The 13,588-nt window shown below is 62.1% G+C and carries 15 protein-coding genes and 1 tRNA gene; 4 read left to right on the top strand and 12 right to left on the bottom strand.

Features of this window, described 5'->3' with window-relative positions; translation table 11 throughout:
• Positions 1 to 199: 199 nt before the first annotated feature.
• From AC3EA7_RS12490 to AC3EA7_RS12465, 6 genes are all read right to left on the bottom strand, one after another.
• Entirely contained in the window at positions 200 to 2,278 is a 2,079-nt protein-coding gene (locus AC3EA7_RS12490) for a PrkA family serine protein kinase (protein ID WP_488614388.1), read from the bottom strand.
• A gap of 345 nt (positions 2,279 to 2,623) precedes the next feature.
• Positions 2,624 to 3,454, bottom strand: a complete 831-nt coding sequence (locus AC3EA7_RS12485; RefSeq protein ID WP_488614387.1) for an SAM hydrolase/SAM-dependent halogenase family protein — start codon at positions 3,452 to 3,454, stop codon at positions 2,624 to 2,626.
• 11 nt (positions 3,455 to 3,465) lie between these two features.
• Positions 3,466 to 5,223 (bottom strand): dynamin family protein, encoded by a 1,758-nt coding sequence (locus AC3EA7_RS12480; protein ID WP_488614386.1) that lies wholly within the window; start codon positions 5,221 to 5,223, stop codon positions 3,466 to 3,468.
• 15 nt (positions 5,224 to 5,238) lie between these two features.
• Positions 5,239 to 5,496, bottom strand: coding sequence for a hypothetical protein (locus AC3EA7_RS12475; protein ID WP_488614385.1), 258 nt, complete (start codon positions 5,494 to 5,496; stop codon positions 5,239 to 5,241).
• Positions 5,489 to 7,606, bottom strand: coding sequence for a S9 family peptidase (locus AC3EA7_RS12470; RefSeq protein WP_488614384.1), 2,118 nt, complete (start codon positions 7,604 to 7,606; stop codon positions 5,489 to 5,491). Before AC3EA7_RS12470 ends, AC3EA7_RS12475 begins: the two co-directional genes overlap by 8 nt.
• A gap of 75 nt (positions 7,607 to 7,681) precedes the next feature.
• Positions 7,682 to 8,023, bottom strand: a complete 342-nt coding sequence (locus AC3EA7_RS12465) for a hypothetical protein (protein WP_488614383.1) — start codon at positions 8,021 to 8,023, stop codon at positions 7,682 to 7,684.
• Between the two features lie 271 nt (positions 8,024 to 8,294).
• Between AC3EA7_RS12465 and AC3EA7_RS12460 the strand changes: the two genes are divergently transcribed.
• Positions 8,295 to 8,370 (top strand) — tRNA-Thr (locus AC3EA7_RS12460).
• A gap of 36 nt (positions 8,371 to 8,406) precedes the next feature.
• Here the strand turns inward: AC3EA7_RS12460 and AC3EA7_RS12455 are convergent.
• Positions 8,407 to 8,628, bottom strand: coding sequence for a DUF2905 domain-containing protein (locus AC3EA7_RS12455; RefSeq protein ID WP_488614382.1), 222 nt, complete (start codon positions 8,626 to 8,628; stop codon positions 8,407 to 8,409).
• 144 nt (positions 8,629 to 8,772) lie between these two features.
• Between AC3EA7_RS12455 and AC3EA7_RS12450 the strand changes: the two genes are divergently transcribed.
• On the top strand, positions 8,773 to 10,449 hold the full coding sequence (locus AC3EA7_RS12450) for a CHAT domain-containing protein (protein WP_488614381.1): 1,677 nt from the start codon (positions 8,773 to 8,775) through the stop codon (positions 10,447 to 10,449).
• Positions 10,450 to 10,647: 198 nt separating this feature from the next.
• On the opposite strand, the gene AC3EA7_RS12445 is transcribed toward AC3EA7_RS12450, so the two are convergent.
• The 5 genes from AC3EA7_RS12445 to AC3EA7_RS12425 all read right to left on the bottom strand — a co-directional run bounded on the left by AC3EA7_RS12445 (position 10,648) and on the right by AC3EA7_RS12425 (position 12,942).
• Complete coding sequence (locus tag AC3EA7_RS12445; protein WP_488614380.1) at positions 10,648 to 10,863, bottom strand: hypothetical protein; 216 nt, start codon at positions 10,861 to 10,863, stop codon at positions 10,648 to 10,650.
• A gap of 48 nt (positions 10,864 to 10,911) precedes the next feature.
• Positions 10,912 to 11,079 (bottom strand): HNH endonuclease, encoded by a 168-nt coding sequence (locus tag AC3EA7_RS12440; protein WP_488614379.1) that lies wholly within the window; start codon positions 11,077 to 11,079, stop codon positions 10,912 to 10,914.
• Complete coding sequence (locus AC3EA7_RS12435; protein ID WP_488614378.1) at positions 11,054 to 11,446, bottom strand: hypothetical protein; 393 nt, start codon at positions 11,444 to 11,446, stop codon at positions 11,054 to 11,056. Before AC3EA7_RS12435 ends, AC3EA7_RS12440 begins: the two co-directional genes overlap by 26 nt.
• Positions 11,447 to 11,678: 232 nt before the next feature.
• Positions 11,679 to 12,299 (bottom strand): NAD(P)-dependent oxidoreductase, encoded by a 621-nt coding sequence (locus AC3EA7_RS12430; protein WP_488614377.1) that lies wholly within the window; start codon positions 12,297 to 12,299, stop codon positions 11,679 to 11,681.
• Between the two features lie 94 nt (positions 12,300 to 12,393).
• Positions 12,394 to 12,942, bottom strand: coding sequence for a TetR/AcrR family transcriptional regulator (locus AC3EA7_RS12425; protein WP_488614376.1), 549 nt, complete (start codon positions 12,940 to 12,942; stop codon positions 12,394 to 12,396).
• Between the two features lie 287 nt (positions 12,943 to 13,229).
• On the opposite strand from AC3EA7_RS12425, the gene AC3EA7_RS12420 reads away from it, so the two are divergent.
• Together AC3EA7_RS12420 and AC3EA7_RS12415 are read left to right on the top strand one after the other, a co-directional pair.
• Complete coding sequence (locus AC3EA7_RS12420) at positions 13,230 to 13,394, top strand: hypothetical protein (RefSeq protein WP_488614375.1); 165 nt, start codon at positions 13,230 to 13,232, stop codon at positions 13,392 to 13,394.
• Positions 13,391 to 13,588, top strand: a 198-nt coding sequence (locus AC3EA7_RS12415) for a hypothetical protein (protein ID WP_488614374.1), incomplete at its 3' end; no start/stop codon positions are given. The genes AC3EA7_RS12420 and AC3EA7_RS12415, both read left to right, overlap by 4 nt.

Below are 13,588 nucleotides of genomic sequence, written 5' to 3'. Positions count from 1 at the left end.
CTGAGAACCGAGAACTGAGAACTAAGAACTGAGAACTAAGAACCTGGTTTCCTGGTCTCTACTCCTCTCTCGCCGCTTGCCCCTGACCTTGCGCCTTTTACCTTTTGCCTTTTGCCTTTTGCCTTTTACCTTTTACCTTTTGCCTTTCGGCGCTTGCCGGGTAGGCGAAGGCACTGCCTTCGCCCGCCCAGACAGGCGCTTAGTGCCTCATATCGCCGCGCGCGAAGATGCTGGCTACATAGTTGAGCACATCGGTTGCGCTCTGTTCGTTATAGCCGAAATCGCGGATCAGGCGCGCCTTGACCACGTCGATCTTCTCCTGGGTATCCTTATCGATGACCCGCGAGACGAGCGACGTAAGTTTGATCGAGTCCTTCTGGTCCTCGAACAATTTGAGTTCGAGCGCCTTGTGCAACCGCTCGTTCGTCTTGTAATCGAACGTTTTGCCCTCAATCGCCAGGGCGCCGATGTAGTTCATGATCTCGCGGCGGAAGTCGTCCTTGCGGCTTTCGGGGATGTCGATTTTCTCCTCGATCGAGCGCATCAGCCGCTCGTCCGGCTCCTCGAACTGGCCCGTGAACTTGTTACGCACCCGCTCGCGCTGCGTATAGGCTTTGATGTTGTCGATGTAGTTGGCGCAGAGACGCTTAATCGCTTCCTCATCGGCGCTGATGGCGCGCTGCACTTCGTTCTTCACGATCTCGGTATACTCCTCTTTCACCACCGAGAGCAGATCGCGGTAGCGCTTGCGATCCTCCTCCGAGGTGATAAGCGCGTGGTTCTTCAGCCCATTCTCGAGTTCGTTGAGCACCATAAACGGGTTGATATACCCATCCGCCTGATAGTTGACCAGCGCATTCGAGATTTTATCCTGGATGTAGCGCGGGCTAATGCCCTGCATGCCCTCGTTGGGCGCTTCCTTGCGCAGTTCTTTGATATTGTCCTCGGTGAAGCCAGGCAGCGTGCGCCCATTGTAGAGCTTGAGCTTCTGCAACAGGGTCAGGTTTGGCTTCTTCGGCTCATCGAGGCGCGTCAGCACAGCCCACATCGCCGCCACTTCGAGCGTATGCGGCGCGATATGCACCTTGACCCGCTTCTTGTTGAAGTCGCGCTCGTAGATCTTGATCTCGTCGCGCAGGCGGGTGATGTACGGAATATCGATGCGGACGGTGCGGTCCTTGAGCGCTTCCATAAACTCGTTGTTTTCGAGGCGGCGATACTCCGGCGAGTTGGTATGCCCGATGATCACCTCATCGATATCGGTCTGCGCGAACTTCTTCGACTTGATCTTGTGCTCCTGCGACGCGCCGAGCAGGTCGTAGAGGAAGGCGACATCCAGTTTGAGCATCTCGATGAACTCAATGATGCCGCGGTTGGCGATATTGAACTCGCCGTCGAAGTTGAACGCGCGCGGGTCCGAGTCCGACCCATAGATCGCAATCTTGCGATAGTTGATATCGCCCGTCAGTTCGGTCGAATCCTGGTTCTTCTCATCCTTCGGCTGGAACGTCCCGATGCCGATCCGGTCCTGTTCGCTAAAGACGAGGCGCCGCACTCGCACATGGCGAATGACCTGGCTCCAGTCGCCCTGGTAGCGCAGCATGAGATCGCGGAAGTTGAAGCGACACGACGGACAGAGGTCGCCGACGATGTGGATGGCGTACTCGCCGTTATAGCCGTCGGTCAACTCCTCAATAAAACGCTCGCGCGTCTCCGCCGGAATGAGGCGCAGCGGCTCCTCGTGCATCGGGCACTTTTCCCACTCCGACTCCGGCACCTGCCGCCAGTCCCAATTCTCGGAGTCGATCACGCCCATGTACCAGTCGAAGGTATAGAGCGCGCCCGCCTCCGCTTTCGAGTAGTGCTCAAGCCCGCGCTTCAAACGCCGGACGATGGTGGACTTGGACGAACCAACCGGACCGTGGAGCAGAAGCACGCGCTTTTCGGTGCCATACCCCTGCGCTGCGGCTTTGAAGAAGTTGACCAGCCGCATGAGCGGAATTTCGAGACCGAAGATGGCATCGTCGGCGTCGAACGAGGGGTCGCTGAAGAAGTGATAGCGGATCAACTTCTTCTTGGCGTCAATGAACTCTTCGTACCCATACGACATAATCATGTCGTAGATACGCTGAAACGCATTGCGTGTCACCTTCGGATTGCGGGCGACAATGTCCAGATAATCACCGAAGGAGCCGGTCCAGTTCAGTTCCCGAAACGTTTTCAGGTCCTGGAGCTCGACCACCCGCTGCAGCAACGAAACGCCGCTCTGGATTGTCATGAATCATCCTCCTGGTTGATTGCCGCCATTCGCGCGCCGTGCGAATGCCTGCGGCAAAATGGACCGATTGCAACAGCCTGTGCTGCCGCTGTCGGTCGGGTATCTGTGGTCCTGATAATGTGCATTGACTCCAACTGTAGATGGTGCGCTGCCCCAACGAAGAGATGCGGTTCATCGCAGATCTCTGCACCCGCTGGTCGCTGCACCGATACAGCCAGACATCTCAGGGGGCGGGTAGGAGGCCTGGTATTCCAGGTGTTGATCATTATAGCAATCTGCGTATTGAGCGTCAAGAGAATATTACAGGAAAATCGGCGGATTGCAAAACAAATTTTCGCCATTGCGCTACGACGCATCGTGCGTAAACGGGAACACGCGCACGATGTCGCCGATCCCGGCGCCCAGGGTTTGCGCGGCATTGCCATTGCGCACGGCGATCTCCAGGTGATCGCTGCTGCCGATCAGCGCAACCAGCGCGCCAATCGGCACATCGGCGTAGGTCCGGTACAGGCCTTCGATCCGTTGCCCGATCAACTGTGCGACCATGCGCTCGCCAACCCCCGCTTCCTTCAGGTGATTCAGCGTGATATTGGTAATGCAGTTGCCGAAATGGTCGATGTGGATGATCCGCCCGACGAGTTCGCCGTGCCGTCCGCGCGACGGTTGCTCGAGGACGGCTTCGACGATCTCCGCGCACCGCTCGCCGAACTCCGCCGGCGGAACGCCGAGGGTGAGGTGCGCCGCCACTGGCGCGAATACGTCGCGCCCGTGGAACGTGCTGCTGACATGCGGCAACCAGTAGCGCGCCTCGGTCAGGTTGTAGACGGCGCACTTTTCCGCGCCCCATCGTGCGATCGCTTCGCGCCATGCATACGTCAGCACGCCATTGTCCGGCGCGACATAGGCAGCGACCGGGGTCGTCAGAATGATCCGGCGCCGTTGACTCCCAACCCCAGGATCAACGACCACCACGTGGACCGTTCCCGGTGGGAAGAAGGCGCCGAAGGTCTGCACGATGTAAGCGGCCTGGTGAACGTCCTGCGGTGCAATCTGATGGGTGATGTCCACGATGGTCGCTCTGGGCGCAATTCCGAGAATGACCCCTTTCATGATGCCGACGTAACTATCGGCCAGCCCGAAGTCGGTTGTCAGGGTGATGATTCCTGATGGTTGCATACGCCACCTCGTCATGATCGCTCCACTTCCGCCTGCAATCGACCAATGGACGCTTCGGCGTCCGACAGTTCGCGCTGGGTCGTCAGCAGATGGTCATGCTGGGTATAGACGAAGCGAGTGTAGGGGTCGATGGCGTCGCGGATGCGGGTGATCATGCGGTCGAGTTCAGCATTGAACTGGCGTTCCATCGTTTCGGTGAGCGTCTCGCGCAGATCGGCGACGCGCTGATGGAACTGGCGTTTGATCTGGCGCCGCTTGTTCGGGATGATGTACAACCCGCCGAGCGCCAGCACCCCGGCGACCAGCACGCCGGTCACGTCGAGCAGGGCGCTGTGCAGCAGCAGCACCAGCAACGTTCCGATCCCAAGTGCGCCGGCGCCCACCAGCGTCGAACCGGCGATTGCGGAACGCACCTCCTCGGTCAGCGCCTGCGCTTCCGCCTCGCGGTCGTAGGTGGCGACGACCTTTTCCGCCTCGCGGGCCACCGTTTCGATCAGCGCATTCCGGTTGTACTCGAAGGTCCCGCCGATCTCGCCGATCAGTCCGCTGCGCTGCTGCACCGCCCGTTCGCGGCGCAGATACTCCATGACCCCCTGCCACATACGCAGGTTCTTTCCCACCATCCAGTCGATGAGCGCCTGCAAGCGCTCTTCGATCTGTTGCGGCACGTCGGCGACGACATCGCGCGCAAATGTTTCACTGATCTCCTGCTGATGACGAACCAGGTTGAACAGATTGCTCACACGGATGGTATCATCGAAGAACTGCATGCCGCGGAGCTCGAACTCGTTGAGAATATTGGCGACATCGGCGCGATGGCGCTGGAAATCGTCGGCAAGATCGCTGCGGAACTGCTCGAGTTGCCGTTCGATATTCTCAATCGCGGCAACATCGTCGCGCAGCGCCGTCAGGCGATCCTCGACGGCGACCAGGTAGCGTTCCGCCAGTCGGCGCGCCACGCCGAGCGGCGAGAGGAGTTTCAGCCGCACACGCTGCTCTTCGTCGAGGGTCTCACTGATATACCGTTCGATCTCCGGGAAGCGACTGGCATCCCACAATGCCTGGTCGTCGCCGTCGCGCGCCTGGCGCGCCAGCCGCGCCGAGACGGGGAAGATTTCTGGACGGATGCCAAACAGGTCTTCGGCGTGCCTGCCAACGAATGTGACCACTTCGGCCAGACCGGCGTCATCGAGCAGGTCGGCTTTGTTGACAATGATCACGACCTTTTTGCCCCAATCGCGGATGAGTTCGAGAAAGGCGCGTTCACTGGCGGAAAACGGCTGAGTGGCGGATGTAATGAACAGCACCAGGTCGGCGCGGGGAATGAAGTCGCGCGTCAACTCTTCGTGGCGCCGGATGATCGCATTCGTGCCCGGCGTGTCTACAATTGCCATGCGGCGCAGCACCTCGGCAGGGAAACGGTGCTCGACCAGCAGCGCGCCGCTGACTGCTTCACCCGGCGTGTCGCCATAGCGCAGCACCGTAATCCGGTCGGTCGTCGGAGTCACCCCCTCGGCGACCACCGGCGCTCCCAGGAGTGCATTGATGAAACTCGACTTGCCCGAATTATATTCACCGGCGACGACGAGCAGGAACAGTTCGTCGAGGTGGGTGATGGTGTCATCGAGAATCCGCACATCGGCGGGCGCCACATCGACGCCGAACCGTTGCAATGCGGCGCGCAACGCCTCCAGCGCCGCGCGAATCTCTTCGAGCAGCGCCTCCTGACGCTCGGTCAGCAGTTTTCGGCGGGTCAGGAAAGGCGTCATAGCGGCACTCGCTTTTCAAGCCTGAATTGAATAGTCATCGAGGTACCGTTTGAGCAACACCACCAGACGGCTCAGATCATCGATTCGGGCGCGCATGTGGCCGATGATCTCGGTGCGTTCGCCATCGTCGAGCGTCTCGTTCGCCAGGCGGCTGACCTGATCGCCGAGCGCGCTCACCGGCACATACAGGTCGCGCAGTACGAGCGACAGCGCCTGCGGCGCGGTCAACTCCGCCCAGGGATGCGAATCGGACCCCTGATGATGCTCAGCCATCGGCATCCTCCCCACGAGATGCGTCATTATCGCCGGCACGCGGTTGGCAGAAGCGATCAAACCATTCCAGGATGCGGCGCATATGATCGGCGCGATGATCCGGTTCGCCGGTGCGGGTCAGTTCGTGCCCCTCGCGCGGGTAGCGCACGAATTCGACGATCTGCTTGCGCCGCCGCAGGAAAGCGAACAACTGCTCTGCCTCGCTGATTGGCACGCGGTAGTCGCGCTCGGCATGCAGAATGAGCAGCGGTGTGGTAATACGGTGGGCATATGCCAGCGGCGAATGTCGCCAGAGCAACTCGTGGTTCTCCCACGGGAACCCTTCAAAGACCAGTTCGACCAGTTCGTGCGCATCGCTGGTGCTGTGCTGCGTCAGCAAATTGTAGACGCCGCGCGCTGCGGCGGCGCAGGCGAACCGATCGCTGTGCGCGATCAGCCAGGCAGTCATGTACCCGCCATACGAACCGCCGGTAACCGCTATGCGGCGCGGATCGATGTATCTGCGCGCAATCAGCGCGTCGATCCCGGCGTGAATGTCGGGTGCGTCGGCAAACCCCCAATTCGCCTGCGTCGCCAGGCGCCAGGCGTTGCCATACCCATCGGAGCCACGCGGGTTGCAGAAGAAGACCACATACCCGCGTGCTGCGGCGGTCTGCCACTCGTGCCACATGCTGCGCACGCCCGGTCCCCACATCAGATGGGGTCCGCCGTGAATATAGACCGCGAGGGGATAGCCGCCGGGCCGCGCCGGGTCGAAATCGGGCGGATGGATCACCCACCCCTGCACCTCGTGTCCATCCGGCGCAGTGTAGACCAATTCCTTGAACGGAGCAACGATCCGTTCCGCCAGCAACGGCGCGTTGAATGCGGTCAACCGGCGCTCGACGCCACGCGCATCGCGGGCGTACAACTCACAGGGGTTAGCGGCATCCCCCGCCACAAACGCAACCGTCCCGTCGCTGCCGACATCGAACTCGGCGATGACACGGTCATCGGGCATGTGGGCAAGCCGTTCGCATCTGCTACCGTCCAGCGCGACGCGCCACAGCGGCTGCGCGCCGCGCAGCCCGGCGAGGCACAGTAATCCATCACTCCCCGGCAACCAGTCGAAAGCAGCGATGTTGAGGTCGGCGGCGGCGGTCAGATCGCGCAGCTTGCCGCCGGAAGCGTCCATCACGACCAGCGACGTCGCCGAAGCGAACGGTTGACCTTCGGGCGAGCGCAGGCATGCAATCCAGCGTCCGTCCGGCGATGATTGGGGCGCAAAATGGGTAAATCCGGGCGTCGTAAGGCGCTGCGGATCGGCGCGTCCTTCCGCCAGAACCGGCACGCGCAGCACATCGAAGAAGAAGAACTGCGAGTCCCCTTCCGGATCGCGCGTCGCGGTCGTCAGCACCGCCTGACCGTCCGGCATCCACACTGGCGCGCCAAGATCGAGGTCGGCGTCGGTAATGCGGCGGGGCGTCGGCACAGGCGCATCATCATCGACGGGAACCTCGACGACATAGATCTGCGCGTAGTGGTCGTCGAAGAACTCGACGCCGGCGCGGTAGGGGAGGCGCCGCACCACGCGCGGGTCGAAGCGGCGCTCTTCCTCGTATTTGCGGCGCTCAGCCTGTTGTTTGCGCGTAAACGCATCGGTGGCAGAGGCAGGTTTGAAGCCTTCCCCGCCAGGTTCCGGCTTGTCTGCATCCTCGCTTGCGCGCTCAGCGGCATTCAGGCGCGCGAGGAACGCAATCCGCCGTCCATCGGGACTCCACGCCGGGTCACTGACCCCCTGCGGCAGCGAAGTCAGGCAACGCGCCTCGCCGCCATCGCGCCGCAGCACATAGAGTTGCGGTCGATCATCGCCGCGCACACCGACGAACGCCAGCCAGCGTCCATCGGGACTCCAGCGCGGGGCGGAGTCGTTCGTCCCGGAGGTGAAACGGCGCGGCGAACCGCCGTCGGTTGGCGCGATCCAGATCGAACGGTGGTTGGCATTCGCCGGGCGATCAATCGTCACCCGCACAAAGGCGATCTCGCGGCCATCCGGGCTGACCTGTGGATCTTCGAGCCAGCCGAGGCGATAGAGGTCGTCAATGTCGAAAGGAGCAGCATTCTTTTGCACAGATGGGTCCTGCACCGGATCAACTCACTCGCATCACATTTTGCGTGCGCAGACAGCCGGCATATCTTGCAGCGATCAGCGATCCTGCCACGCGGGAACATCGAACAGCGTGGAGGCGCGGCGCAACTCACGAAACGTCTGGCGATCAACTGCACTTTCGCCGAGGAAGTAGAGCACGCCCACCGGTACGTCGTACCGGTAACGCTGGCGCATCCAGCGCCCCTCGGCGCCCTGGCGCAGCACATCGATCAGCCAGGCGGCGGCGTGCTCATCGTAGCGCTCGGCAATGATCCAGACAAACTCATCGCGGCGGAAGGTGCGCGCCATGCGCTGCCGTGCATCGTTCAAACTTTCCTCCGGGGTCGGCGGTTCGATGCTCGACGGCAGGCCATTGCGCGGAGCGAGCAGAGCGGACATAGACATTCTCCCACACTATCGTCGTGTTGGCGGTATCATTATACCATTGTTGGGGCGGGTCTGAGACCCGCCCTGACGGGATGGGGCGAGGTGGGGGAGGGGCGGGTCTCAGACCCGCGCCGACGGGATGGGGCGGGGGATACGGGGCGACCACGGGTCGCCCGAACGCCGGACATGGCGGACGTGCCGGGTAGCCGCCGGGGGCATAGCGGGGGCATCCGTCCAGACGTACATTGACGCATCCGGCGCTCCCGTGCTACAATGGTAGCGTGCCGGCGTAGCTCAGCTGGCAGAGCAACTGTCTTGTAAACAGTAGGTCGCGGGTTCGAATCCCGCCGCCGGCTCCACGGCGCCAGAACCCCTGAAGCATATCAGGGGTTTTTTTAGCGCCAGAAGCGCGCCACCAGGTTGGCAATAATTGTCAGCGCCAGGCTGAGGAGCAGCATCGTCCCGATCGGGACGAAGATGCGCACATTTTCGCGCTCGATGAGAATATCCCCCGGCAATCGCCCCAGCCACGGCGCCTTTCCCGCAAACAGTAGCAACGCGCCGATGACGATCAACACCACGCCCATGCCGATCAACAGGCGTCCAATGTCGCCCATAGCGAAACCTCCCGCTGCAAAAGTCGTTCTCTGTACATGATACGAGGTGTGGCGGGCGTTTGTTCTGGTACGGCGCCGCGTATTTGACTCCCCCGCATCCGCACGGGTACAATAGCGCCAGGTCCACCATTGCGGTTGCGTCCGATGTCTGGTGTCATCGCTTTTGACCTGCATATGATCGATGCTGGCGGCCGCTACCTGATCAGCGCCGCTGCGCCAGGGGTGGCCAGCGATCTGCCGCCGCGCCCGCTGCCTCTCGCCTTCGATCCAGGTGCGCTGCCGCCGCGCACCGACATTGTGGCGTGGGTGCGTCAGGCGCAGGTGCCGCGCTTGCGCGGCGGCGAGGAATTGCGCCGGGCGCGCGAAGTGGGCGGAGCGCTCTTTCAGACGGTCTTTGCTGGCGAAGTGCTGGCACAGTATCGCGCGGCCTGCGCCAGACTCGCACCACAGCAACGGCTCGCGGTGCGGTTGCGTCTCCCCGCTGCGCTCGATGCCATTCCCTGGGAATTGCTCTATGACGCCGAAAATGATGAGTTCCTGGCGCTGGCGCAGCAGGCGACCCTGATTCGCACTCCTCTAATGCCGCGCCCTATTGAACCGCTGGTCGTCGACGGTCCGCTGCGAGTCGTGGCGGTCTTTGCCAGCCCGCGCGGTGCGCGCCCGATTAACGTTGATCGCGAACTGAAGCGGATTGAAACGGCGCTGCGCGACCCGATCCAGCGTGGCCAGACTCAACTGGATGTGAGACGCGGACCGGGGACGCTGGACTCATTACGGCGCCGGCTGAATCAGCCGGTGCATGTGCTGCACATTCTGTGCCATGGCGATCTGGATGCCGAACGCGGCGAAGGCGTTCTGCTATTCGAAGACCCGCAGGGCGATGCCGAACCAGTGAGCGCCGGGTCGCTGCGGCTCAACCTGGAGAAGCAGCGGGGCCAGACGCGCCTGGTGCTGCTGAACGCCTGTCTGGGCGCGGTGAGCGGCGGCGATGATCCGTTCGGCAGCGTGGGTGCGGCGCTGGTGCGCGGCGGCGTGGCGGCAGTGATCGCCATGCAATTCGAGATTGCAGCGGATAGCGCGGCAGAACTGGCGCGGGTCTTCTATGCCGACCTCGCCGATGGCCATCCGATCGACATCGCCCTGACCGAGGCACGGCGCCATCTGTATGGCTTCGACACCTTCCACCTCGATTGGGCGATCCCAGTACTGCTGATGCGCGGCAACGATGGCGCGCTGTTTACCCTGGCACAACGCGCAACGCCGCAGCCCATCCCCTCACCCGCCGCGCTCGAACAGCAGTGGCGCACGGCGTTATCTGCATCCTTTCGTGACGACTGGGAGCGCGCCGTGACGCTGCTCAGCGAGATTGCCGCCGCCGACCCGAACTACCGTGATGTGCAGGCGCGCCTGGCGGAGGCGCGGCGGCAGGTGGAGTTACAGGCGCTCTACCACGACCTGCTGGCGCTCAGAGATGATGGCGACTGGCGGCAGTGCTCGGCGGGCTCGACGACCTGCAACGGCGCGCGCCAGGGTATCCAGACCGGCAGAACCTGCGCGCCTGGGCTGAAGCGCAACGCCGCCGCACGGAACGCTATGATGCGGCGCTGGCAGCCTGTAAACGCGGCGACTGGCAGGCTGCGGCGACTGAACTTGAGGCGCTGCTGGTCGACGCGCCGGATGACGACAAGGCGCAGCAGTTGCTGGACCACGCCCGCGCGCAGATTGCCGCGGAAGAGCGTAAGCGGCGCTACGGTGTGTTCTTTGACCAGGCGCGGGCCCGGAATTATGTCCGCGCCATCGATCACCTGGAAATGCTCTTGACTAAGAAGGGGGATGCAAGGGGGAAAGCCTTCCCCCTTGCCCGCGCCATGATCCTGTCGAAGGGGCGTTTGCCGCGTCTGGATGCCTTTTTTCCTCACCCCCCGGACCCCCTCTCCAGCGACGCTGGAGAGGGGGAGTTGGGGCGCCCCGATGCCTCAAGCGGGCGATGCGACGTGAGAGCTTGCCGGAAACACACATTCAGTCATCAGGCGGATGCCAGCCCGCCAGCACCCAATAGCTCCGAACGGTCAGTGCATCCGGATCATCGCTCAGATGCAGCGCGGCGACCGTCGCACGCCCGGTTGGCGTCAGCCCTTCAATGCGGATGCCGTCGTCTACCCAGGCGAAGTGGTCGTGCCATTTCTGTGTGCGGGGATTGAAGAGCGGCACTCGCACACCGCTTATCGGGTCCACAGCGTCGATCTTCGCAGCTTTATGGCTGTTGCAGAGCGGACACGCAAGTCAGAGATTGGATTCATCATCGCTGCCGCCGTTGGCAAGCGGGATGATGTGCTTGATCTCAAGGCGCGCCATGACGAGCTGCTGCGGGCTGAGGCAATACCCGCAACGGTGGCGCGCAGCGATGCGCACACGCTCTTCGACATCAGCGGGAATGCGAGCGCGGCGCATTGCGTTCACTCAGCGGCGGTTTCAATCCGCGATCAACCGCAACCTTCAGCGCCTGCGCTTTGCGGATCATGCCGCGCCGGTAGATGCCCATCAGACTCTCGAGCTGACCGCGCTCTTCGGCGATCAGCCCGCCTTCGCGCTGGGCTGCCAGCAGGTGATGAAGCCTGGTTTGCTGCTCCTCCGGCATCTCCAGGTCGCATAACGCCAGCACCTGAGCGTCGGACAACAGCTCAATGGGGACCTCGGTTGCTGCGCGGTCGATCCACTCAAACAACACATCTTCGATGCGGCGATGGCTCTGCAGCGCGATGGCGCGCGCGCTTTCCACAACCGGTTCGGGCAGATCGAGGACAAAGGTTTCGCTCATAGACGATCTCATCAAGGCGCATCATAGCTGCAATCATTATACCATCGTCATATGCTCACGCCTGACGCTGAACCGTCGGGGTGACCGCACCAAGGGCGCTCACGCACCCTGATTCTGGAGACGCCGGTCGCCAACCCCGCAACGACTGGGCTTTGTGCGGTCAGTGCGAGCATGTTGATGGCGTAGATAACGCACGTGATGAACATATGTTCACAATATATGGAATTGCGTCTCAGTTGCTCACAATCGGCGCCTGCCGCAGCCATTGCGCTTCATTCAATTGCGCCAGCATGAAGTCTGCCAGGTCGGATCGGGTCAGTTTGAGGCTTGGCGAAGGATTGCCGAAGAAAGCCCGCACGTTGCCCGTTGCTGGCTCATCGGTCAGGCGCGGTACGCGAACGGCTACCCAGTCCAGGTTGCTGGCTTCCAGCACAGCCAGTTGCTGCTCGCGGTCGCTGAAGACATCCTTCAAAAACACCTTCAGCAGGGCGGAAATCAGGTTGAAGCCGCGCTTGTCCTGCGGCACGGCAATCCCGGCCACCGAAACCACCACCAGCCGTTTGACGCCGTGTTTTTGCATAGCGTTCACGATGTTGCGGGTGCTTTCCGCCGCCACGACCATCGGCTTGCCTTTCGGACCGAGAACGCTCAAAACGGCCTCGCTCCCTTTCACTGCCTCTTCCACGTGTGCGGGATTCAACGCATCCCCGGTCATGACGGCCAATTGTTCGTGCGTGACGCCCAACTTCGCGGCGTCGCGCACGAAGGCGGTCACGGTATGCCCGGCTTGCAGGGCTTTTTCCACCAGCAACTTGCCCGAAGCCGAAGACGCTCCGAAAATGGTCAGTTTCACAGGCGCTCCTTCGCAACGTTTTCCAGGATGTGCGTGATGACCTCCGGCGACTGCGCGCCGCTAAAGGCGTAGGTATCATTGATGACCGTGATTTTCATGCCAGCCTCGCTTGCACATACGAATGAAGGTGCTCCGCCGCGCGGCGCAGCGGTTCGCCGCTGTGCTGGACACGACTGAGCAGGATGGCGCCTTCCAGGGTGGAGAGAACAAAGCCAGCGAGGTCGTCGTCGCCAGCAAATTTTTCGGCAAAGGCTGCCTGCATCTGGCGGTAAGCCTCGCGGCAGGCAGCGTTGATGCGCTCGCTGCACACCACGCTTTCAGCAGCCAGCATCATCAGGGGTCCGCCCACCGCAAATCCAGAGTCTTCCACTGCCCTGGCGATGCCAAGAGACAGCAAGCGCACCGCTTCGGCGGGATGTTCGGACTGTGACAGGCCACGCCGGATGCGCTCGGACATGTCCCCCGCAGACCACAGTGCGGTCTCGGCGCCGATCTGTTCTTTCCCATCAGGGAAGTAGTAGTACAGCGAACCTTTGGGCGCACCACTCTCGCGGATGATTTCGTTCAGTCCGGTGGCGTGGTAGCCCTGCCGCTCGAACAGTCGAGCCGCGGCTTCCAGGATGTGCTGTCTGGCGGGATTCATGACATGCGTCCTCTTTTCAGATTAACAGGAGTTACGCGGTTGCCTTACGGACGAGTCGCGTGACGGCTCTTCTTGCCTTCGGCAGAGCGGTATTTGTCTTCTTTTGAGGCACGGTGCGGCGGCAAAGCCGCCGCACCGCGCCACCTTTTTGAAAGCGCCGCGCTGCCGCAGGCTCTGGCGAAGCCAGAAAACGCGCCACCGCGTAAGTCCTGTCAGATTAACTGAATGGAGGTATTATAACGACTGGTCTATATAAAGTCAAGGGAACGAAAGGAAAACTCAGAGTCTTGCCTGCGCTGGAAGCAGTCCGGGCAGCGGGTGTGCGGCACGTCGTCTTTCTCTCGCTGATTGGCATTGAACGGGTCAAATTCGTGCCGCTTACGACACGGTACGCCGCTCGCAGTGGCGATGGTGATGACCGGATTGCATCTTTTCACTGGGTGCAGGCATGATGTGTCAGGAAGCGACGCTCCGGCTGCCAGCGATTGAAATCGCTCCCGGTAGTCCTGCGGCCGACCGTCCGCCTGCGCGGACGGGAACGGCGGCGTCCACGCAGGTGGACGCCCGGCGGAACGTCTGCCTGGCGCGACTTCAGTCGCCAGCTGAGGTGCAGCACAGTAGGGACGCGCTTGCTTGCCGCCTGACA

The organism is Roseiflexus sp., assembly GCF_057785375.1.
This window is presented reverse-complemented; position numbering and strand designations above follow the sequence as displayed.